Raw genomic sequence first — 21,094 nt, 5'->3', positions numbered from 1 at the left:
GCTTCGCCGTCCTTAACATGGCAACTCATATCATTTGAAACTTCTTGATGAAGGTGTCGTCGCAATGAGCGTAGCCGCGCAGTTCCAGATCGACTATCTGCAATACATGGACGCGGACGGCCAATGGGTCCGCGACGACCTTCCGGCCGACGCCGCCAACCCGCAACAGCTACTCGCCCTGTTCAAGCGCATGTTGTTCGTGCGCACCTTCGACACCAAGTCGGTGGCCTTGCAGCGCACCGGCAAGCTGGGCACCTATGCGGCCTGCATCGGCCACGAGGCCACGCATGTGGGCATCGGCGCTTCGATGCGCAGCGGCGATGTGTTCGCACCCAGCTATCGCGAATACGGCACCATGTTCGAACGCGGTGTGCGCCCGCGCGATGTGCTGCTGTACTGGGGCGGCGACGAGCGCGGCAGCGACTATCCGCGCGATGCCGATGCGGCGATCGACTTCCCGATCTGCGTGCCCATTTCCACCCAGTGCCTGCACGCCGCCGGCTCGGCGCTGTCGTTCAAACTGCAGGGCAAAGCGCAAGTAGCCGTGGCCTGCTGCGGCGACGGCGGCAGCTCCAAGACCGACTTCTATGCCGCGCTCAATTCGGCCGGCGCCTACAAGCTGCCGCTGATCCTGTGCGTGATCAACAACGGCTGGGCGATCTCGGTGCCGCGCTCGGCGCAGACCGGCGCGCAGACGCTTGCGCAGAAGGGCCTGGCCGGCGGCCTGCATTGCCTGCAGGTGGACGGCAACGACCTGGTGGCCGTGCTCGAAGCCATGCGTCAGGCACGCGTGCGCGCACTGGCCGGCGATGGCGGCACGGTGATCGAGTTTTTGACCTATCGCCTGTCCGACCACACCACCGCCGACGACGCGCGGCGTTATCGCGGCGAAGAAGAGGTCAAGCAGGGCTGGGCGCGCGAACCGCTGCTGCGCCTGCGCCGCTATCTCACCGCGCAGGGTCTGTGGGACGACGCCCAGGAAGACGCCTGGAAGGCCGAATGCAGCGCGCGCGTGGACGAAGAGGTCAACGCCTATCTCAACACGCCGGTGCAGCCGGTCGAAGCGATGTTCGATTACCTCTACGGCGACCCGCCGGCCGAGTTGCTGGCACAGCGCGCCGAGGTGATGGCGCTGGAGTCGCGCCATGGATGAGCTCACCCATGTGCCCGCCGACACCTCCCAGCACGCCAGTGCCCCTTACAACGCTGCGGCAACGCGCGGAGAGATCGCCATGAGTTCGCCCATTACCCTGATCGAAGCCATCACCCAGGCCTTGGCCTGGGAGCTGGAACACGACCCCGCGGTACTGGTGCTGGGCGAGGACGTCGGCATCAACGGCGGCGTGTTCCGCGCCACCGCCGGCCTGCAGCAACGCTTCGGCAGCGACCGCGTGCTGGATACGCCGCTGGACGAAACCACCATTGCCGGCCTGAGCGTCGGGCTGGCTGCGCAAGGCATGAAGCCGGTGGCCGAAGCGCAGTTCGACGGCTTCGTGTATCCCATGGTCGACCATCTGATCTGCCACGCCGCACGCCTGCGCAACCGCACCCGTGGCCGCCTGCATTGCCCGATGGTGCTGCGCGTGCCGTGGGGCGGCGGCATCCGCGCGCCGGAACATCACAGCGAAGCCAACGAAGCCATCTTCACCAACGTGCCGGGCCTGCGCGTGGTGTTGCCGTCCTCGCCGCAGCGCGCCTACGGCCTGCTGCTGGCCGCGATCCGCGACCCGGATCCGGTGATCTACATGGAGCCCAAGCGCATCTACCGCCAGTACAAGGAAGTGGTGGCCAACGATGGGCAAGCGCTGCCGCTGGATGTGTGCTTCGTGTTGCGCGACGGTACCGATGTGACCCTGGTCACCTGGGGCGCGCAAGTGAAAGAGGCGCTGGAAGCGGCCGACAAACTCGCTGGCGAAGGCATCAGCGCCGAAGTCATCGACGTGGCCACGTTGCGCCCGCTGGACTTCGAGACCATCGCCGAATCGGTGGCCAAGACCGGCCGCTGCGTGATCGTGCAGGAAGCCCCGCGCACCGCCGGTTTCGGTGCGGAAATTGCCGCGCGCCTGGCCGAACAGTCGATGTACGACCTGGTGGCGCCGGTCGAGCGCGTGACCGGTTACGACACGCATATCCCGCTATTCCGGCTGGAAATGAAGTTCCTGCCGAGCGTGGAGCGCATCGTCACCGCGGCACGTCGCGCGGTGGCTGCCGGCTGACATGCGCGCCCGTCTGCTTTGCGACCATCGCGCTGCCTACGCCAACCCGGTCCGCTTCCAGGCCGGCCAGCAGGTCGGCGTGGGAGTACGCGACGAAGAATGGCCGGCGTTTGCCTGGGTCACCACCGATAGCGGCCGCGCCGGTTGGGCGCCGCTGGCCTGGTTGCGCCCGTCGGGGGACGGCCGGGCCGAAGCCCTGCGCGATTACGACGCACGCGAACTCGATGCCCAGACCGGCGAGGACGTGTTGCTGCATCACGAACACGGTGGCTGGTGGTGGTCCGAGCGTGCCGACGGCACGCAGGGCTGGCTGCCGGCCGCCGACCTTGAACTCCTCGACGACACCACGCCGCAGCTGCCTGCCGCGCAAGAGAACCTGCCATGAGCGACAACAAAAATTTCCACCTGCCCGACCTGGGCGAAGGCCTGCCCGACGCCACCATCGTTGAATGGTTCGTCAAGGAGGGCGACAGCGTGCGCCTGGACGACCCGCTGGTGTCGATGGAAACCGCCAAGGCGGTGGTCGAAGTGCCCTCGCCGTTTTCCGGCACCGTGGTCAAGCTCGCCGGCGCCGCCGGCGATGTGATCGTGACCGGCTCGGTGCTGGCGCAGTTCGCGCTCGATGCCTCGCAGCCGCAACGCGCCGACGGGCAAGACACCGGCCATTCGCACGGGCCGGCGCCGACGCACTCACCCACACCGAGCACCGGCGACAGCGCGGCCGGCCCCACGGCGCGCGTGGTGGCCTCCGACAACGGCGGCGAGATTGCCGATGCCGGTGAGACGGGCAGCGGCGATCGCGACGATGCCGGCACCGTGGTCGGTGCGATGCAAAGCTCCAATGCGGTACAGACTGAACAGGCCATCGTTGTCGGCGGCGTGCGCGCCATGCCGGTGGTGCGGGCGCTCGCACGCAAGCTGCGCGTGGACCTGGCACAGGTGCAAGCCACCGGGCCGGACGGCACGGTAACGATGGCCGATGTGCAGCAGGCCGCAGCGGCCGGGACCGCGCAACTCTCGGCCGCGCGGCCCTCACTCGGCGCGCAAGGCGCGCCGACCTCTCCCGCAAGCGGGAGAGGTGGCCTGCTCGGCGACAGTGGGAGAGGTGGTCCGCTCGGTGAAGGTGGCAGAGCCGCTGACATGGCTGCCGACGGCAGGAATCGACCGGCAACGGCGACCCTTCTCCCGCCTGCGGGAGAAGGTGCCCGCAGGGCGGATGAGGGCAGCTCGGCGCGTTCCACACTCTCTGCCAGCGGCAAGCCGATGCGCACCCAATCGCCCGGCACCAGCGTCAAGGGCCAGCCCGAGCAACTCAGGGGCGTGCGCCGCAACATGGCACGCGTGATGGCCGATGCACACACCAAGGTGGTGCCGACCACGCTCAACGACGACGCCGACCTGCATGCCTGGCAGCCCGGCAACGATGTCACCGTGCGTCTGGTGCGCGGCATCGTGCGCGCCTGCCAGGCAGTGCCCGCACTCAACGCCTGGTTCGACGGCGACGCCCTCAGCCGTACCCTGCACCACCAGGTCGATATCGGCATTGCCGTGGATACCGAAGAAGGCCTGTTCGTGCCGGCGCTGCGCAACGCCGACATGCTGGATGCGCACGGCATTCGCGAAGGCGTCAACCGGCTGCGCCAGCAGGTGGAAAGCCGCAGCATCGCCGCGTCCGAACTGAGCGGCTACACCATCTCGCTGTCCAACTTCGGCATGTTCGCCGGTCGCTACGCCACGCCGGTGGTCGTGCCGCCCTGCGTGGCGATCGTGGCCGCCGGCCGTGCGCGCTACCAGCTCACCCCGGTGATGGGCGGCGTGGAAACGCACAAGGTGATGCCACTGTCGCTAACCTTCGATCACCGCGCCGCCACCGGCGGTGAAGCGGCGCGCTTCCTGCGCGCCTTGCTGGACGATCTGGCGTTGGCCAACTGAGCAGCTCGCACACCCCCTCGCTCACCGCCAGGTGAGCGCAGCCGGCTCTGCTCTTCTGCGGCATCTATGCTGCAAAAGATCCATTGCCGATTGGCGTGCAAGGGCCAGTGGAGGTGTCGGTGCGCAGGGTTGTGAGCGCTGCGCAGTGGGCGGGCGTCCCATGCAATGCGCTTGCCCAGCGCATGCGAGTCGTCTTCGATCGACGGCGCTGGGCTACCAGACATGGCTGCTGTCGCCATCGTCTCATCACGGACCATCGAGGCATTACCCGACAGCAGCCTGGCGTGCGGCACCACCGGCCATTGCGGCACGAATGCCTGGATAATGGGCGCATGCCCTTTTCCGATCTCTCGCTGTCGCCGCAGCTACAGCCGTTCTTTGCTACCGCGCTGGCCAAGGCCGGCGTGCGCACGCCCACGCCGATCCAGCAGCAGGCGATTCCGCCGATGCTGGCCGGGCGCGACCTGATTGCGATGGCGCAGACCGGCTCGGGCAAGACCCTGGCCTATGCGCTGCCATTGCTGCATCAACGCTGCCTGGCACCCGAGAGTGCCCCACGCGTGCTGGGTGCGCTGGTATTGGTGCCTACGCGTGAACTCGCCGCGCAGGTGGACGACACGCTGCGCCAGCTGGCCGCGCATCTTCCGCGTCGCCTGAAGACGGTGGTAGCCACTGGCGGCAGTTCGATCAATCCGCAGTTGCTGGCCTTGCGTGGCGGCGCCGACATTGTGGTGGCCACGCCCGGCCGCTTGCTGGATCTGGTCGAGCACAACGCGCTGCGCCTCTCGCAGGTAAGCACGCTGGTGCTGGACGAAGCCGATCGCCTGCTCGAGCTGGGCTTTGGCGCCGAGCTCGATCGCATCCTGGCCTTGCTGCCGGCGCAGCGGCAAAGCGTGCTGGTCTCGGCCACCTTTCCAGCCGCCATCGCGTCGCTGGCCAAGCGTCGGCTGCGCGATCCGTTGCGCATCACCATCGATGCCATGCCCGAACACGCACCGGCGATCGCGCAACGCGCCATCGCAGTGGATGCCGGCCAGCGTACCCAGCTGCTGCGTCACCTGCTGTTGGAACACGCGTGGCCGCAACTGCTGGTGTTCGTCGCCAGCCGCCACAGCGCCGACAAGGTGGCAGAGAAACTGAGCAAGACCGGCATCGCCGCCTTGCCGCTGCACGGCGAATTGAGCCAGGGCCGTCGCGAACGCACGCTGCGCGCCTTCAAACAGGCCGAGGTACAGGTGCTGGTGGCAACCGACCTGGCCGGGCGCGGCATCGACGTCGACGCCCTGCCGGCGGTGCTCAATTACGATCTGCCCCGCTCCACTGTCGACTACACCCACCGCATCGGCCGCACCGCACGCGCCGGTGCCAGCGGCGTGGCGATCAGCTTGGTCACCGCAGATAGCGCCCAACAGTGGCGGTTGATCGAAAAACGCCAGGGCCTGCGCGTGCCGACCAGTGTGGTCGAAGGTTTCGAGCCGACCCCGGTCCAGGCGCCTGCCTCCGACCATGCGCTCGGCGCAGCGGTGCGTGCAGCGGATGACAACGGCGGCATCAAGGGCAAGCGGCCGAGCAAGAAGGACAAATTACGCGCCGCGGCGCAGGCGCAGGCTGACAAGCCGGGCTGAAGTAGCGGACGCACCGTCGCGGGCAGTCGTGGCACCGGCGCGTGATGACGGTGCCCACACCGTCGCACTGCGGCGCGGACTGACCAGCAACCGCCGGGCCTGGCAGCCGAATGCGCACAACATGCGTGAGGCGCAACCGCCCAACGAAACGCAACGCGCAGGCGCAACGGCAGTCAGTTAGCCACGGCCCGCGCGAACCGCTGCGTCCGAGCGGTAAGTGCCCGCTATCGCGCACCAGCAGGTTTGGCCGGGGGTCGCGTCATCGGCGCACCGCTCAGGAACGCTCGCCAACCGCAGGGCACCGCAGGCCTCCTGTAGCCCGCCAGTTGCCATCGGCGATGCCCGGCGCCTCACCCGTCCAATGCGATGCGGTCAGAAATTGCGCCAGGAACCTTCGTCCCGCAGCGGTGCACCGCCGACGGGACGAGGGCGAAACCTCAATCCTGCTCGAAATCCAGCTCGCCATCGCCGAGCGCATGATCGCTCTGCGCGCGTGGCGTGCGCTTGCCCGGCTTGCGCAGGATTTCGACGAAGAACTGCTCGCCACCGTCGGCAACGAGTGCGTTGATCGAGCGGATCAGCTCGGCCGGCGGCAGCGCCACGGCACTGGCTTCATCCACACCGAAGCGCATGTCGAAGTCCCAGTAGTCCGCGCCGGCCGGCAGCTCCTTGCGGCGCTCGCGGCGGATGTACTTGCGGATATCGTGCTTGCTGGATTCCAGCAGACGATCGCGGTTCTTGCCTTCGAGGTTGAGCTGGTAGGTCTTGCGCATGGCGACATCGGTGGTGGGGAACTGGCCGCCTATTGTGAGGCCAAGCCGGCATCCTCGGTGAATCCAGCATCACCTGGCGCCGCAGAATCGCCATATGGCGACATGCGCGCCTGGACGATGCAATCACGCGGTACGGCCCAATCCTCGCGTTTTCGGCCGCACCGACGCCCTGACGCATCTCATCGCAGCCCGAGCTGCTTGCGCAGGCTGCGGTCCACCGCGCTGGCGGGCAGGAACCGGCGCAGCTTGCTCAGCAGCGATGCCTGCCCGGCGGGTGTGCGGCGCATGCGCCACCTGCCCAGCGCCGCCTCCACCACCGTGGCGGCCACGCCATGCGGTCCCGGCGCGGTGTCGATGCTGTGCGTGACTGTCCACGCCACCACGCCGCGCTCGCGGTCGTAGTCGGCGATGGTGGCCTGCACCACCGGCGAATTGCTGCCCAGGCTGGTTTTCGTATACGCAGGCTCCACCAGCGTCACGCGAATGCCGAATTGGCGCAGCTCGTGATCCAGCGTTTCCGACAGCCCTTCCACCGCATGCTTGGAAGCGGCATACACACCCATGTACGGCGCCGGCAGGAACCCCAGCACCGAGCTGACATTGACGATGCGGCCCTGGCCGCGTGCGCGCATGTGCGGCAGCACGGCCTGCACGGTGCGCAGGATGCCGAGTACGTTGATGTCGAACAATGCGGCCGCTTCATCGACGCTGGTTTCTTCAATGGCACCGACAAGATTGGTGCCTGCGTTGTTGACCAGCACATCGATGCGGCCCGCGCGGGCGATGATGCCATCGACCGCACGCTGCACCGACGCGGCATCGCGGATATCCATTTCCACCAGCTCCACGGCCGTCAACGGCGTGGCACCGGCCAGGTGACGCACACTGCCGTAAACGATGCAGCCGGTTCGGGCGAAGTGTTCTGCGGCGGCACGGCCAATGCCGGACGACACGCCAGTGATCAGCACAACGGTCTGCTGTTGCATTGCGGTTCCTTCGATCAAGAGAAAGACATCGGCGATACGCGTGCTGCCTGCAGCGCGTGCGCCTGGAAGGCGGTGGCGATGGAGGGCGACATCGCGCTGCGACGGCAGCGTGGCCACCGTCGCAGAGGGGCGTCATGCACGCCGGGCAATTTCCGGTGCGTTATTCCCGCTACCGGGATCGGGCCGGATCTTGAACCAGATCGAATACATCGCCGGCAGGAACACCAGGGTCAACACGGTGCCGGCCAACGTGCCGCCGATCAGGGTGTAGGCCAGGGTGCCCCAGAACACCGAATGGGTAAGCGGGATGAACGCCAGGATCGCTGCCAGTGCCGTCAAAATCACCGGACGCGTACGCTGCACGGTGGCTTCCACCAATGCATGGAACGGATCCAATCCTTCGGCTTCGTTGTGATGGATCTGACCGATCAGGATCAGCGTGTTGCGCATCAGGATGCCCGACAGCGCGATCAACCCCACCAGCGCATTGATGCCGAACGGCTGCTGGAACAGGATCAAGGTCGGCACCACGCCGATCAGGCCGAGCGGGCTGGTGAGAAACACCATCACCATCGCCGAGATCGAACGCACCTGCAGGATGATGATGAGCAACGTGGCCGCCAGCATGATCGGGAACAACGGCAGCATCGCGGTGGTCGCCTTGCCGGATTCCTCGATGGAGCCCGCCTCCCTGATCTGATATCCACCGGGCAGTTTGTCGATGATCGGCTGCAGTTGCCGGGTGATCGCCGCCGAGACATCCGGCGGCTGCAGCTGGTCGTCGACATCGCCGCCCACGGTGATCGTCGGCACCCGATCGCGGCGCCGCATGACCGGTTCTTCCATGCGCACATCCACCTTGCCCACCTGCGACAGCGGGACGCGTTGGCCGTTGCCGCCGGCCAGCGTGAAGTCGGCGATGCGGGCCGGATCCAGGCGGGTATCGCCGGCCGAACGCGCCACCACCTGCACGCTGCGGATATCCTCGCGCACCAGCGTGATCGGCACGCCGGTCAGCAGGAACTGCAACTGCTGGGCAACCGCGGTCGAGGTCAGCCCCACTGCCTGCAAGCGGTCCTGGTCCAGGCTGAAATGCAGGGTCGGTGTTCGCACGCCCCAGTCGGTATTGACGGTGCGCAGCATCGGGCTGTCCTGCATCACCTGCATGACCTGCGCAGCGATGCCGCGCAGCACCGTCGGGTCGGGACCGCTCACCCGGTAGGCCACCGGAAACTTCGAATACGGGCCGAAGGTCAATTGCGTCACGCGCACGCGCGCTTCAGATGCCAGGCCTTGCGCGATCGCTTCACGCAAGCGCAGCTTCAGTGCATCGCGCTCGTGCTGGTCGTCGGTACGCACCACGATCTTGGCGAACGAGGGGTCCGGCAGTTCCGGGCCCATCGCCAGGAAGAAGCGCGGCGCACCCTGACCGATGTAGGCGGTCACGATCTTCGCTTCCTTCTGCTTGGACAGCCAGGCTTCCACCTTGGCGGCCGCCGCGCTGGTCTGGTTGATCGAGGTGCCGTACGGCAGCTGCACTTCGACCAGCACTTCGGGGCGGTCGGAGATCGGGAAGAACTGCTTCTTGACGATGCCCATGCCCACGACAGCCAGCACGAATAGTCCCACCACCGAACCGGCCACCAGCCACTTGCGGGCAATCACGCGACCCAGCGCATCGCGGAAGCGGTTGTAGCGCGGCGTGTCGTACATCGCCGCGTGGCCGCCTTCGACCTTTTTCAAGTCAGGCAGCATCTTGACACCCAGATAGGGCGTGAACACCACCGCCACCACCCACGACACGATCAACGCGATACCCACGATCCAGAACATGTTGCTGGTGTATTCGCCGGCCGTGGAGGCGGCAAATCCGTTGGGCATGAAGCCCACCGCGGTGACCAGGGTGCCGGACAACATCGGCGCAGCGGTGTGGCTCCACGCGTACGCCGAGGCGGCAACGCGGCTATAGCCTTCTTCCATTTTCACCACCATCATCTCGATGGCGATGATGGCGTCGTCCACCAGCAAGCCCAGCGCCAGGATCAGCGAGCCCAGCGTGATGCGGTCGAAATTCTTGCCGGTGGCCAGCATCACCACGAACACCGCCGCCAGCGTCAGCGGCACGGCTGCCACCACCACGATGCCCACCCGCCAGCCCATGCTGACGAAGCACACCAGCATCACCACCAACAGCGCGACGAAGAACTTGGTCATGAACTCGCCGACCGACGCGTCGATGTTGACCGCCTGGTCGGTGACCTTGCTCAGGCGCATGCCCAGCGGCAGTTCGGCATTGATTGCGCCGACTTCGGCGTCGAGCGATTTGCCCAGATCCAGGCCGTTCCAGCCATCGCGCATGATGATGCCCAGCAACAACGCCGGTTCGCCGCCGCTGCGGATCATGAAGGTGGACGGATCTTCGTAGCCGCGTTCGACGGTGGCGATATCGGACAATTTCAGCGTGCGGCCCTGCACCACCAACGGGGTGTCGCGGATCTTCTGCAGGCTGTCGAGCGCGCCATCCAGGCGAATGAACACCTGTGGCCCGCGCGTTTCCACCGAGCCGGCCGCATTCAACGCGTTTTGCGCGTTGAGGGCGGCAAACACGTCCTGCGGGCTGACGCCCAGCGTGGCCAGACGCTCGTGCGAGAACTCGACAAAGATGCGCTCGGGCTGCTCGCCGATGATGTTGACCTTCTTGACGCCTGGCACGTGCAGGATGCGCTGGCGCAGGGTCTCGGCATCGCGTGCCAGCAAGCGCTGCGGCTCGCCCTTGGCCTTGAGCGCGAACAGCGCGAAGGTGACGTCGGCATATTCGTCGTTGATCAGCGGCCCGATCACGCCTGCCGGCAGGTTGGCCACTTCATCGCCAGCCTTCTTGCGCGCTTGGTAGAACTGCTCCTGCACCTCACCAGGCGGGGTGCTGTCCATCAAGGTCAGCGTCGTGAACGCAAGACCCGGGCGCGTGTAGGTTTCGGTACGGTCGTACCAGCGCAGCTCCTGCATGCGCTTTTCGAGTTTCTCGGCCACCTGGTCCTGAATTTCCTGCGGCGTGGCGCCCGGCCAGGCGGTCACGATCGTCATCACCTTGATGGTGAATACCGGATCTTCGGCGCGACCGAGCTTGAGAAACGCGACCAGGCCGGCCAGCGAAATCAGGAAGATCAGAAACAGCGTGATGGAGCGCTCGCGCACGGCAAGCGCCGACAGATTGAATCGGCCCTCGCTCACGGTTGCGCTCCTGTCGCCTTGACGGTGCTGCCAGCACTGGCCGTGCTGCGACCGGCCGCGCTTTCGCCGGCAATGCGGACCTGCTCGCCTTCGCGCAACAGATGCGCCCCCAACGCCACGATGCGCTCGCCGCGTGCCAGCTTGCCGGTAACGTTGGCGTGGTCATCGTCCAGGCCCAGCACCGTGACCGGCCGCCAGCTCACCTTGGTCGGGTTGCCGGCAATCACCCACACGCCCGGCCCCTTGCCGGCGTCGAACAGCGCGGCCAGCGGTACCTGCAGGCCGGCCTGGTTCGCCGAGGCGGTGCCGCCGGGTACGCGCACGCTGACCGTGGTGCCGAGCGGCGCCTGCGCCAGCGCGCTGTCCAGCACGTAGCGTGCCTCGAAGGTGCGCGTGAGCCGGTCGGCACTCTCGGACAGCTGGCGCAAGGTGGCCGGCACGCTGACGGCGGCGTTGCCGAACAGCGTGGCCTGGGCCACCGAGCCGACCTGCGGGCGCAGGGTTTCCGGCAGCTGGATCACCGCCTCGCGCGGGCCGGCGTGCGCCAGCCGCACCACCGTCTGCCCGGCCGCGACCACCTGGCCCGGCTCGACCAGCGTTTCCATCACCACGCCATCGGCATCGGCCAGCAGGTCGGTGTAGCGGTGGCGTTGCGCGCCACGTCGGCCTGAGCCTGGGCGGCGCTCAGCTGCGCCTTGGCCGCATCGGCGGCGGCCTTGATCTGGTCGTAGGCCGAGGCCGAGATGGCGCCGGTGCCGCGCAGGTCGCGGTAGCGGGCCTCATCTTCGGCGGTCTGCTGCGCGCGGGCGCGCGCGGCGGCCACCGCGTCCTGCTGCGCACGGGCAGCCAGCTGCAGATCCACCGGGTCGATGCGCATCAGCGCTTGCCCGCGCTTGACGCGCTGCCCGGCATCGACCAGCCGCTCGGACACCTTGCCGGCCACACGGAAGCCCAGATCGCTCTGGACCCGCGCCGCGACCGTGCCGGAGAAGCTGCGCGCCGCACTGCTGGCGTCGCCCACCGTGGCCGCCCGTACCAGCGGTGCGGCGGTGCGTGGATCGGTCTGCGCCTTGCCACCGCAGGCGCTCAGCGCCAGCGGCAGGACACAAAGGAGGGTAGAGGCGACAAGGCGGCGGCGACGCATGGCAATCCCGGAGCGATCGGATGAAGGCTCGCATCCTGAGACTTGTGACTAAATCAGTCAATAGTCACAAACGGTTTTTATGGCGACAGGCTCCGCAATACCAGGCTGGACAACAGCAGCGGCACGTCGCCGGCATGATCCAGGCTGTGCTGCAGCAGCACCGGGTTGATGTAAGGACGCATCACCAGATAGGTGGCCTGGGTCAGTTCGTCCAGCGGCGTCTTGCGCTCGAAATCACCGTTCTGGCGCCCTTGCACCAGGATCTCCTGCAGCAGTGCCTGGATGTGGCCCTCGTACGCGATGACTGGCGGCCAGCGCTCGGTCGCGGCCGAGGTGGCGATCTCGTACAACTTGCGCTCGCGCGAGTACAGCCGCAGGCTCGCCTCGATAATGGTCTTGAAAAGGCTACGCAATTTCTCTGGCGGCGACGCCGCAGCAGACACCGCGGCCAGTACTTCGGCCTCGATCTCCCCCAGGCAGTGCGAGCAGATCATCTCGCCGATGGCCTGCTTGGACTCGAAGAACTTGTAGATGTAGGCCTTGGAAAAACCGATCTCCCTTGCCAGGTCGGACACGGCCGTCTTTTCGTAGCCATAGCGGCTGAAATGCTCGGTGGCGGCCACGACGATCTGGTCGCGGACATCATGGTCGGCCGGGCCGCGGCCCGACACGGGATAGTTGGATGCTTTGCTCATCGCGACAGCTTAGCGCCGTCGTGTGCGACTTACAAAAGTGACTATTTCGTACTATAGTCACTCACCATCCGTCACTCGGCCCCGCCATGTCGTCACTCCGCACCCTCGCAGCGCTCGTTGCCGCCAGCCTCGTCACAGGCTGCGCGGTTGGTCCCGACTACGCCCGGCCGGAAGCGCCACTGCCGGACCGCTACATCGGTCAGGCAGACATCGCACAGCGTCAGGCCGCAGTGCCCGCCAACCTGCCGACCTGGTGGGACGGCTTCAACGATCCGGACCTGAGCCGCTACGTCAACGCGGCGCTGGCACAAAACCTGGACCTGGCCCAAGCCGGGGCGCGCGTGGCCCAGGCGCGCGCCGGGCTGAGTGCCGCCACCGCCGCGCTGCTGCCGGCCGGCAACATCAGCGGCAGCGGCACGCGCGCCTACCAGTCGCTGGAAACACCGCTGGGCCAGGTGCTCGACAGCACCCCCAACTTCGATCGCTACGCCAGCATCTACGAAGCCAACCTGGGTGCCAGCTGGGAGCTGGACCTGTTCGGGGGCCTGCGCCGCGGCCGCCAGGCGGCCATGGCCGACTACCAGGCCACCGAAGCAGGTGCTGCCGCCACCCGTCTGGCAGTTGCCGCGCAGACCGCCGATATCTACATCAGCGTCCGCGGCTTGCAGGCGCGACTGGACGTGGCCCGGCGCCAGGTGACCACCCAGCAGGGCCTGCTCTCGATGGTGACGCTGCTGCACGGCAAGGGCCTGGCCGCCGAGCTGCAACTGCAGCAGGCCCAGGGCGCGCTCGCGCAGGCGCAAGCCGGCGTGCCGCCTCTGGAAGCAGGCCTGGCTGCGGCAATGAACGCGCTGGACGTGATGCTTGGCGTGCCGCCCGGCACGCACCGCACCGAGCTGTCGGCGACCAGACCCATTCCGCCGGCCCCGCAGATCGCCGACAGCGGTACCCCCGGCGACCTGCTACGGCGCCGGCCCGACCTGATCGTGGCCGAGCGCCGGCTGGCCGCCTCCAACGCGCGCATCGGCGTGGCGATGGCCGAGTACTACCCCAAATTTTCGCTCAGCGGCCTGCTTGGCAGCGCCACGGCCATCTCCGGTGCGAACCTGTTTACCAGCGACGCCGCGCAATCGTCCGGCGTGCTAGGCCTGCGCTGGCGGCTGTTCGACTTCGGCCGCATCAATGCGCAGATCGCGCAGGCCAAGGGCCAGCAAGCCGAACAACTGGCGGCCTACCGCCTGGCGGTACTGCGCGCCACCGAAGACGTCGAAAATGCGTTCATCGCACTGATCAAACGCGAGCAGCAAGCAGCGGTGCTGACGCAGGGCGTGGATGCACTCGGCAAGGCGCGCAGCGCCTCTGCGCTGGCCTACGAAAAAGGGACCGTCAGCCTGATCGAAGTGCTCAATGCCGATGACAGCCTGCTACGCGCCTCCGACGCGCAGGTGCAGGCGCGCACCGAGGCTGCGCGCAGTGCGGTTGCGACCTTCAAGGCGCTGGGCGGCGGTTGGCAGGCGGGTGGTGCGGGTGCAGCTCCGATTGCTGTCGCCGTGGACAGCAACCGGCGCCACGACGCCACGACAGCACCCGAGTGAATGACGCGCCACGCCGACGTTGATGGCATCTGCGCAGGTCGCACCCACTGCTGCCGATGTTGCCGGGTGCACGCAACCGCAAGCGCTGGCCAACCGCCTCAGCGGATGTCCTGCCAGCCATGCTCAATCGGCATGGAAGCGCACACCTGCATTGATCTTGCACTGATATGCCAACACCGGCCCGCGTTGCTGCAGGCCCGGCAAGTCGTACATGTAGGTGGTGAAGCGCAGCGTGTCATCCGGGCGCAATTGGTAGCGCATGAATTGCTGGATCGGCTTGCCGTCGTTGGCCACGGTGAAATGCGCATCGGAAAAGGCCAGGGTGCCGTCTGCGGTGATGCGATAGGCATCGATGTGGCGGCCGCCGCGGGTCTGGGTGGCCGGCGTGCCTTCTTCGGGCGTGCACCGTGCAAGGTCGGTGCTCACACTGACGTCGTAGCCGGCGTCCAGGGCAGCGACAACTTCGGCACGGTTATTCAGCGATTCGGTGGCCAGCGCAGGCAATGCACACGCGCACAGCGTGGCGAACAGCGCGGCAGGAACAAGACGTGGCATGGTGGACTCCAGGCAGAGAGGGATGCGATGGCTCGGGCGTGCATGCGCCCAGGAACGCCAACATGCCCCAGTTCGGCCTGCGTGCGCGCGCGACACTACGCATCGCGCGGCATGAGTGCGCTTGCCGGCGGACGCCGCGCACAGATCCAGATGTCGGCCATCACGGCGCACGCGCAGGCGGCGCGATACGCGGTCGAGATCGTCAAGGATCTCGTCAATTGCCACACCTACAAACGCGCATTGACCTCGCGCGGCACGTGCTCGGGCGTGGGCTGTAATGCTGGCGTTGCGCCCAGCAACAAGCGGTCGGCCAATGCGCGCGTGGCCACGCGCAGCTCGGGCACGGCGGTGATTTCCCAGTAACGCCCCCGCAAAAGTGGCCCGACGCAATACAGTCCCGGCACGATCTGACCGGCGCTATCGCGCACACGCAGTTGCGCATCGGTGTCCACGCCCAGGCCCAAGGGATCGGCACGCAACAGACCGGCTTCGCGCATGCCGGCGATCAAGGGATCGCTGGTGCGATCGATGTCGGTATCCAGTCCGGTGGCGCGAATCACTGCATCGTAATGACCGGTCTGCGCGTCGGCAGCACCACGCGGGCGGATCACCGCCTCCACGCCATCTGGCACCCAGCGCGCCCGCAGCAAGCGCGCAGAGACGATCTGCAACTGGCCCGATGCCTGCAGTTGCGCCAGCTGTTCGGCCGCACCGGGCGCCACGCGATGGCGCGCCACTTCCCAGTACGGGCGCAGATGGCGCAAAAAGCGTGCACGCTGGGGAAGTTCCAGGCGCTGCCACAGCGGCTGCAAATGCGGGCGCAGCGCATCCACCACGCGACGCCAATCGTCGACCACCGCACTGAGCTGACGCACCCCGCGCAGCAGGCCGCGCAGGTCGGCGTCCTTGAGCGCACGCTGCAGATGCGGCGGCAATTCCAATGCAGCGCCGGGCTGGCGCAGATGCGCCTGCGGTGCCAGCCCGCGCCGCGAAATCGCCAGCAGGCGGCCGCGATGACCGCGCGTGTGCAAGGTCAGCGCCACGTCCACCATGGTCAACCCGGTACCGACGATCAACACATCGTCGTCTGGCGACAACCGCGCCAACGCATCGCCCTGCCACGGCCACCCGATGTAACGTGGATGCACGCTCAAGCGCGGGCCGATACCCGCCAGCGCCTGCGGTTGCAGTGCGCCCACCGCCAGCACCACGCGATCGCTCTGGAAGGCATCGCCATTGGCCAGAAACACACGAAACCCCTTGCGCACGCGCTCCACCGCCACCGCTTCCTGCGATAACCGCATGACCGACGCCTGCGCACTGCTCACTGCTGCATCCAGTTCGCTGCGCAGATAGTCGCCGTACGCCAGCCGCGGCAGGAATTCCAGCCGGCCGCTCTCGCCCAGGTGCAAGGTATCGGCAAAAGCGCCGGGCGCCTGTGCGTCGATACCCAGGTCCTTGGCACGCACGTTGAGCAGATGCTCTGGCCGCGCTGCGCCGTAGGCGATCCCGCTGCCGAAGGTGTCGGCCACGCCGACCAGGGTGATACGCACCTGCGCATCGGCCGTCTGCGCCAGCGCACGGACCAGCGCGGTGCCGCAGAAGCCGGCGCCGATCACGGTGATATGGGTTTCCATGTGCAAATCCCGCTGAATGACTCGCACGTTTTGCCCGCAGCGCGCCGCCGATGTGTAAACGTTTGGTTAGCGCCGAGCAAGCAAAAACGCATGAGCTGATCGCCGGCAGTGATGAGGCACGCGGGGCATGCAACGCCGATCGCACATGGCAGCGACATGACAGCGGTCGCCACCGTTCGCGGTGATGATGCGCGCGTTTGCGCATGCCTGTTTTCTGCAGCGCTGCGCAATGCGGTGCGTGACCAATCGAGGTGGATCTGCCGCAAGCCACCAACCAACCGCGCGTACCACTCGAGCCGTCTGCACCGGTCGCATTGCGGCTGGATGCCGACGGACAGCTGTTCTGGAACGCCAGCCCGGTGACGTTGCTCTGGTCGAGCCAGACCTACAGGTGCGGGGCGTACACAACTATTTTATGGAAGGTGCCGACGTCAGCGATATACGCAGCGGCGGTGCATTACCTGGCTGTCTGATAATGCTGGTTTCCAATGGAGCGCCCGCCATGCCGACCCCCGCAATACGCCCGCAACGTGTCCTGATCGCCGGCGGCAGCCGTGGCATTGGCCTGGCGATCGCAGAAGGCTTCGTGCGTGGTGGCGCACATGTTTCGATTTGCGCGCGCAACGCCGCCGGTCTTGCTCAGGCTGCAGACGCACTGGCAGCGCATGGCACCCCGGTGCACACGCTGGCCTGCGACCTGGCAGACGCCGCCCAGATCGATGCCTATGTACAGGCCGCCGCGCAGGCATTGGGTGGCCTGGACGTGGTGATCAACAACGCCTCCGGCTTCGGACATGGCAACGACGATGCAAGCTGGCAGGCCGGCCTGGATGTCGACCTGATGGCCGCGGTGCGCTGCAACCGCGCCGCGCTGCCGTATTTGCGCCTCAGCGATGCAGCAGTGATCCTCAACATCAGCTCGATCAATGCGCAACGCCCTACCCCGCGCGCGATCGCCTATTCCACCGCCAAGGCCGCTCTCGACTACTACATCACCACACTGGCTGCAGAGCTGGCGCGCGAGCGCATTCGCGTCAATGCAATCTCGCCTGGATCGATCGAGTTCCCCGATGGCTTGTGGGACACGCGCAGCCGCGAGGAGCCGGAGCTCTACGCACGCATCCGCGACAGCATCCCGTTCGGTGGCTTCGGGCAGGTGCAGCATGTTGCCGATGCCGCGTTGTTTCTGGCATCGCCGCAGGCCAGTTGGATCACTGGGCAAGTGTTGGCCGTGGATGGCGGGCAGTCGCTGGGGGTTTAAGCACGATCCATGCTGGCGGAGATACCGATCGGCTGTTCGCGGATCCGTAGGCGCGTGCCTGCGCGCGACGAAGCTTCATCGGTCACACCCGTCGCTGGCAAAGGCAGGTGCTGAGGGATGGCGGCCAGTCATTGGGAGTAAGAGCACGGCATTGTGCGGGCGCGAGGATGCCGCTCAGCTGCAGGCCGATCCGTAGAAGCGTGCCCGCGCGCGACCAAGCTTCATCGATAACGGATAACACGTCGTGGCGCACGGGCACACTCGACGACACGGTGGCCTTCCGCCTGTAGCCAACCTCCCCACGCCGAAGCGACGCGAAAGCGTTAGCCAGCCAACTCCGCTGCCTCGACGCTGTGCTCACCCCGCGCCGGTGCCAGCGCGGCAGACACCATCGCCGCGGCAATCCGTTCGGCCGGATTGATGCGGAACCGGCGCGGCAGGAGTGGGCCGAGTGCGCCGAGGACGACGCTGCCGATGTGTTCGCCAGTGCGGCGCTCTTCGCGTTCGCCGCCGATCAGGCCGGGGCGCACGAAGGTGAGCGAAGGGAAGCCGATCTCGCGCAGGTCGCGCTCCAGCTCGCCCTTGACGCGACTGTAGAAGATGCGCGACTGCGTATTGGCGCCGGCCGCCGAGTTCAGCACGAAGACCGAGGTGCCCTGCGCGCAGGCGGCGCGCGCGATGGCGAGCGGGTAATCGTGGTCGATACGATAGAACGCCTCGCGCGAGCCGGCCTGTTTCATCGTGCTTCCCAACGCACAGATGGCCGCTTCCATGCGCGGTGCCGTCCAGTGCTCGAGCCGTTCGAAGTCGATCACCTGGTTGCGCAGCTTGGGATGGATCTGCGCCAGCGGCCGCCGCGTGATCGCGACCACGCCGGTGCAACGCGTATCGCCCAGCAATTGCTGCAGCACGTGCTTGCCGACCAGGCCGGTCGCCCCTGCCAACAAGACATCCATCAGGCCACCCTCGCCATCAGCGCGCGCCTTCGGAGACGATCCGCGCACTGCTGACGATGCGATCGCGCTCCACCGCCAGCAGCGTCAGCGAATGCGCCGGGGCCTTCCATTCGCTGCCACCGGCCACCACGCGCCCACCGTGGCGTGCGGTGTCCACCAGCACGCGCCAATGTTCGTCGTGCATGGCCGGCAGCGTGAACGACACAGCGGTGGAGGCGGCATTGATCAGCATCAGCAAGGTCACGTTGGCGGCAATCTCGCGCAGGCCTGTGGTCGGCGAGCGGCCATCCAGGCGCAGCATCAGCGCGCGCGCTTCCGGGTCGTGCCAGCCGGCTTCATCCATCTCGGTGCCATTGGGCGCCAGCCAGGTCAGATCCTTCAGGCCCAGCGCTTCGTCGAACTTGCCGTCGAAGAAACGCGCGCGATGCAGCAACGGGTAGCGCTGCCGGATGCGGATCAATCGGCGCACGAATGCGGCCTGGTCGGCGGCTGCGGCCTTGGTGGCGGCAGTCCAGTCGATCCAGGTCAACTCGTTGTCCTGGCAATACGCATTGTTGTTGCCGTTCTGGCTATGGCCGAACTCATCTCCGGCCAGCAACATCGGCGTGCCCTGCGACAACAGCAAGGTGGCGAGCAGGTTGCGCATCTGCTGGCGACGCAGCTGCTTGATGGCCGGATCGTTGGTCTCGCCTTCCACGCCATAGTTGGAGGAGATGTTGTGGTCGCTGCCGTCCCGGCCGTCTTCGCCGTTGGCGAGGTTGTGCTTGCCTTCGTAGCTGACCAGATCGCGCAGGGTAAAGCCGTCGTGCGCCGTGACGAAATTGACCGAAGCGGTGGGGCGGCGGCCGCTGTGATTGAACAGGTCCGCAGAGCCGGTGAGGCGCGTGGCCAACTCGGCCAGCTGGCCGCCGTCGCCGCGCCAGAACGCGCGCACGTTGTCGCGGAACTTGTCGTTCCATTCCACCCAACCGGGCGGGAAGTTACCCACCTGATAGCCACCGGGTCCGATATCCCACGGCTCGGCGATCAGCTTGGTCTGGCTGAGCACCGGGTCCTGGCGCACCGCATCCAGGAAACTGCCGGATGGATCGAAGCCATAGCGTTCGCGGCCCAGGATGCTGGCCAGATCGAAACGGAAGCCGTCCACGTGCATTTCCTGCACCCAGTAACGCAGCGAATCCATCACCATGCGCAGCGCGCCGACGTTGGTGAGGTCGAAGGTGTTACCGGTGCCGGTGTCGTTGATGTAGAAGCGACGATCGTCGGCCAGGCGATAATAACTGGCGTTGTCGATGCCCTTGAACGAGAGCGTGGGCCCGAGCTCGTTGCCTTCGGCGGTGTGGTTGTAGACCACGTCCAGCAGCACTTCCAGGCCGGCGTGATGCAGGCGCGCCACCATCTGCTTGAACTCGGCCACGGTGCGCGTGGACATGTAGCGCGCCTGCGGCGCAAAAAAGCCCAGCGTGTTGTAACCCCAGTAATTGCGCAGGCCTTTTTCCAGCAGGTATTGATCGTCGACGAACGCATGCACGGGGAGCAATTCCACGGCGGTGACGCCGAGCGAGCTGATGTGGTCGATCAATTCGTCGGTCTTCAGCGCCGAAAAGGTGCCGCGCTCTTCCGGCGGCACCGCCGGGTGCAGCATGCTCAGCCCGCGCACGTGCGCTTCATAGATCACCGTACGGTTCCACGGCGTCTGCGGCGGGCGGTCCTGGCCCCAGGTGAAGGCCGGGTCGATCACGGCGGACTTGGGCATGAACGCGGCGCTGTCGCGGCGGTCGAAGCTCAGGTCCTTGTCGCGATGACCGATGGTGTAGCCGAACAGGTGCGGCGCCCATTTGAGTTCGCCAACGATCTGCTTGGCATACGGGTCCAGCAGCAACTTGTTGTGGTTGAAGCGGTGCCCGGCATCGGGCGCATATGGCCCATGCACGCGGTAGCCGTACAACTGGCCGGGCCGTGCGTCGGGCAGATAACCGTGCCAGACCTCGTCGGTGTATTCCGGGAGCGCAATGCGCTCCTGTTCGCGGCCACGATCGTCGAACAGGCACAGCTCCACCCGGGTGGCGTTGCGCGAATACAGCGCGAAGTTGACGCCCAACCCATCCCAGGTGGCGCCGAGCGGGTTGGGACGGCCTTCGCGAATGCGCGAGCGCTGGGTGAACTTGCGAGTGGCCATCGGTGACTCCTTAGAACGGTGAACGCAAACGGTGCGCGATTTTGCACTGGCGGAGCGATCCGTCGCACATGGGCCGGCCCGCAGCAGGCCGACCCATGCACGCTGCCAGACACGCCGTTACTGGCGTGCAGCGATCGGTGTGGCCGCGTATTCGGCGGCCTGTTCGGCGGCGCGCTCTTCGGCCTCCACCAGCCGCTCGGCCATGGCCCAATGGCGGTCCGCGTGCCCGTCCGGGCGGCCCTCCGCCTCCCAAATTTCCCGTGCCAACTGGGCAAGCCGCGCCTGCCGTTCCATGTCATTCATTGCGTA

At 66.8% G+C, this 21,094-nt stretch carries 16 protein-coding genes and 2 pseudogenes; 8 read left to right on the top strand and 10 right to left on the bottom strand.

From position 1 onward, the window contains the following. Positions 1–64: 64 nt before the first annotated feature. The 5 genes from pdhA to ACCQ03_RS02580 all read left to right on the top strand — a co-directional run bounded on the left by pdhA (position 65) and on the right by ACCQ03_RS02580 (position 5,773). Positions 65–1,153: a pyruvate dehydrogenase (acetyl-transferring) E1 component subunit alpha gene (pdhA, locus tag ACCQ03_RS02600; protein ID WP_017156547.1), complete on the top strand. Its 1,089-nt coding sequence runs from the start codon at positions 65–67 to the stop codon at positions 1,151–1,153. Next, a complete protein-coding gene (locus ACCQ03_RS02595) occupies positions 1,146–2,216 on the top strand; it encodes an alpha-ketoacid dehydrogenase subunit beta (RefSeq protein WP_209225238.1) in 1,071 nt (356 codons plus the stop codon). The genes pdhA and ACCQ03_RS02595 overlap by 8 nt, the downstream gene beginning before the upstream one ends. Before the next feature lies 1 nt (position 2,217). Next, positions 2,218–2,601, top strand: a complete 384-nt coding sequence (locus tag ACCQ03_RS02590; RefSeq protein WP_209225236.1) for an SH3 domain-containing protein — start codon at positions 2,218–2,220, stop codon at positions 2,599–2,601. Further along, complete coding sequence (locus ACCQ03_RS02585) at positions 2,598–4,148, top strand: dihydrolipoamide acetyltransferase family protein (protein WP_209225234.1); 1,551 nt, start codon at positions 2,598–2,600, stop codon at positions 4,146–4,148. The genes ACCQ03_RS02590 and ACCQ03_RS02585 overlap by 4 nt, the downstream gene beginning before the upstream one ends. A gap of 332 nt (positions 4,149–4,480) precedes the next feature. Then, positions 4,481–5,773: a DEAD/DEAH box helicase gene (locus ACCQ03_RS02580; protein WP_057680104.1), complete on the top strand. Its 1,293-nt coding sequence runs from the start codon at positions 4,481–4,483 to the stop codon at positions 5,771–5,773. Between the two features lie 437 nt (positions 5,774–6,210). Here ACCQ03_RS02580 and ACCQ03_RS02575 read toward each other — a convergent pair whose 3' ends face one another. The 5 genes and pseudogenes from ACCQ03_RS02575 to ACCQ03_RS02555 form a co-directional block, all read right to left on the bottom strand. Continuing rightward, positions 6,211–6,546: a DUF6172 family protein gene (locus ACCQ03_RS02575; protein WP_017156542.1), complete on the bottom strand. Its 336-nt coding sequence runs from the start codon at positions 6,544–6,546 to the stop codon at positions 6,211–6,213. A 179-nt stretch (positions 6,547–6,725) separates the two neighbouring features. Then, positions 6,726–7,649 (bottom strand): oxidoreductase, encoded by a 924-nt coding sequence (locus tag ACCQ03_RS02570; protein ID WP_209225232.1) that lies wholly within the window; start codon positions 7,647–7,649, stop codon positions 6,726–6,728. A gap of 15 nt (positions 7,650–7,664) precedes the next feature. Further along, positions 7,665–10,763, bottom strand: a complete 3,099-nt coding sequence (locus ACCQ03_RS02565) for an efflux RND transporter permease subunit (RefSeq protein WP_209225229.1) — start codon at positions 10,761–10,763, stop codon at positions 7,665–7,667. After that, a pseudogene (locus ACCQ03_RS02560) lies at positions 10,760–11,907 on the bottom strand (efflux RND transporter periplasmic adaptor subunit). The gene ACCQ03_RS02565 and the pseudogene ACCQ03_RS02560 overlap by 4 nt, the downstream one beginning before the upstream one ends. 77 nt (positions 11,908–11,984) lie before the next feature. Beyond that, positions 11,985–12,602 carry a TetR/AcrR family transcriptional regulator gene (locus ACCQ03_RS02555; RefSeq protein WP_057658784.1) on the bottom strand — a complete coding sequence of 206 codons (618 nt, stop codon included), beginning with the start codon at positions 12,600–12,602 and terminating at the stop codon, positions 11,985–11,987. 86 nt (positions 12,603–12,688) lie between these two features. Between ACCQ03_RS02555 and ACCQ03_RS02550 the strand changes: the two genes are divergently transcribed. Beyond that, complete coding sequence (locus tag ACCQ03_RS02550; protein WP_209225227.1) at positions 12,689–14,197, top strand: efflux transporter outer membrane subunit; 1,509 nt, start codon at positions 12,689–12,691, stop codon at positions 14,195–14,197. Positions 14,198–14,320: 123 nt separating this feature from the next. Here the strand turns inward: ACCQ03_RS02550 and ACCQ03_RS02545 are convergent, their stop codons facing one another. Both ACCQ03_RS02545 and ACCQ03_RS02540 read right to left on the bottom strand, forming a co-directional pair. Continuing rightward, positions 14,321–14,752: a VirK family protein gene (locus ACCQ03_RS02545; protein ID WP_017156537.1), complete on the bottom strand. Its 432-nt coding sequence runs from the start codon at positions 14,750–14,752 to the stop codon at positions 14,321–14,323. A 227-nt stretch (positions 14,753–14,979) separates the two neighbouring features. Next, positions 14,980–16,389 carry an FAD/NAD(P)-binding protein gene (locus ACCQ03_RS02540; RefSeq protein ID WP_039567344.1) on the bottom strand — a complete coding sequence of 470 codons (1,410 nt, stop codon included), beginning with the start codon at positions 16,387–16,389 and terminating at the stop codon, positions 14,980–14,982. Positions 16,390–16,634: 245 nt separating this feature from the next. Between ACCQ03_RS02540 and ACCQ03_RS02535 the strand changes: the two are divergent. Beyond that, a pseudogene (locus ACCQ03_RS02535) lies at positions 16,635–16,757 on the top strand (ExbD/TolR family protein); the annotation flags it as partial. 134 nt (positions 16,758–16,891) lie between these two features. Continuing rightward, the gene (locus ACCQ03_RS02530; protein WP_209225224.1) at positions 16,892–17,650 is read left to right on the top strand and encodes an SDR family NAD(P)-dependent oxidoreductase; all 759 of its coding nucleotides are present in this window, start codon (positions 16,892–16,894) and stop codon (positions 17,648–17,650) included. A 323-nt stretch (positions 17,651–17,973) separates the two neighbouring features. Here the strand turns inward: ACCQ03_RS02530 and ACCQ03_RS02525 are convergent, their stop codons facing one another. From ACCQ03_RS02525 to ACCQ03_RS02515, 3 genes are all read right to left on the bottom strand, one after another. Then, a complete protein-coding gene (locus ACCQ03_RS02525; protein WP_057680092.1) occupies positions 17,974–18,606 on the bottom strand; it encodes an NAD(P)H-binding protein in 633 nt (210 codons plus the stop codon). 16 nt (positions 18,607–18,622) lie between these two features. Continuing rightward, a complete protein-coding gene (gene glgX, locus ACCQ03_RS02520; protein WP_017158899.1) occupies positions 18,623–20,785 on the bottom strand; it encodes a glycogen debranching protein GlgX in 2,163 nt (720 codons plus the stop codon). A 117-nt stretch (positions 20,786–20,902) separates the two neighbouring features. Then, positions 20,903–21,088: a DUF2934 domain-containing protein gene (locus tag ACCQ03_RS02515; protein WP_008575499.1), complete on the bottom strand. Its 186-nt coding sequence runs from the start codon at positions 21,086–21,088 to the stop codon at positions 20,903–20,905. Positions 21,089–21,094: the final 6 nt, after the last annotated feature.

This window comes from Xanthomonas sp. NCPPB 3569 (assembly GCF_041475645.2).
GTDB lineage: Bacteria > Pseudomonadota > Gammaproteobacteria > Xanthomonadales > Xanthomonadaceae > Xanthomonas > Xanthomonas phaseoli.
This window is presented reverse-complemented; position numbering and strand designations above follow the sequence as displayed.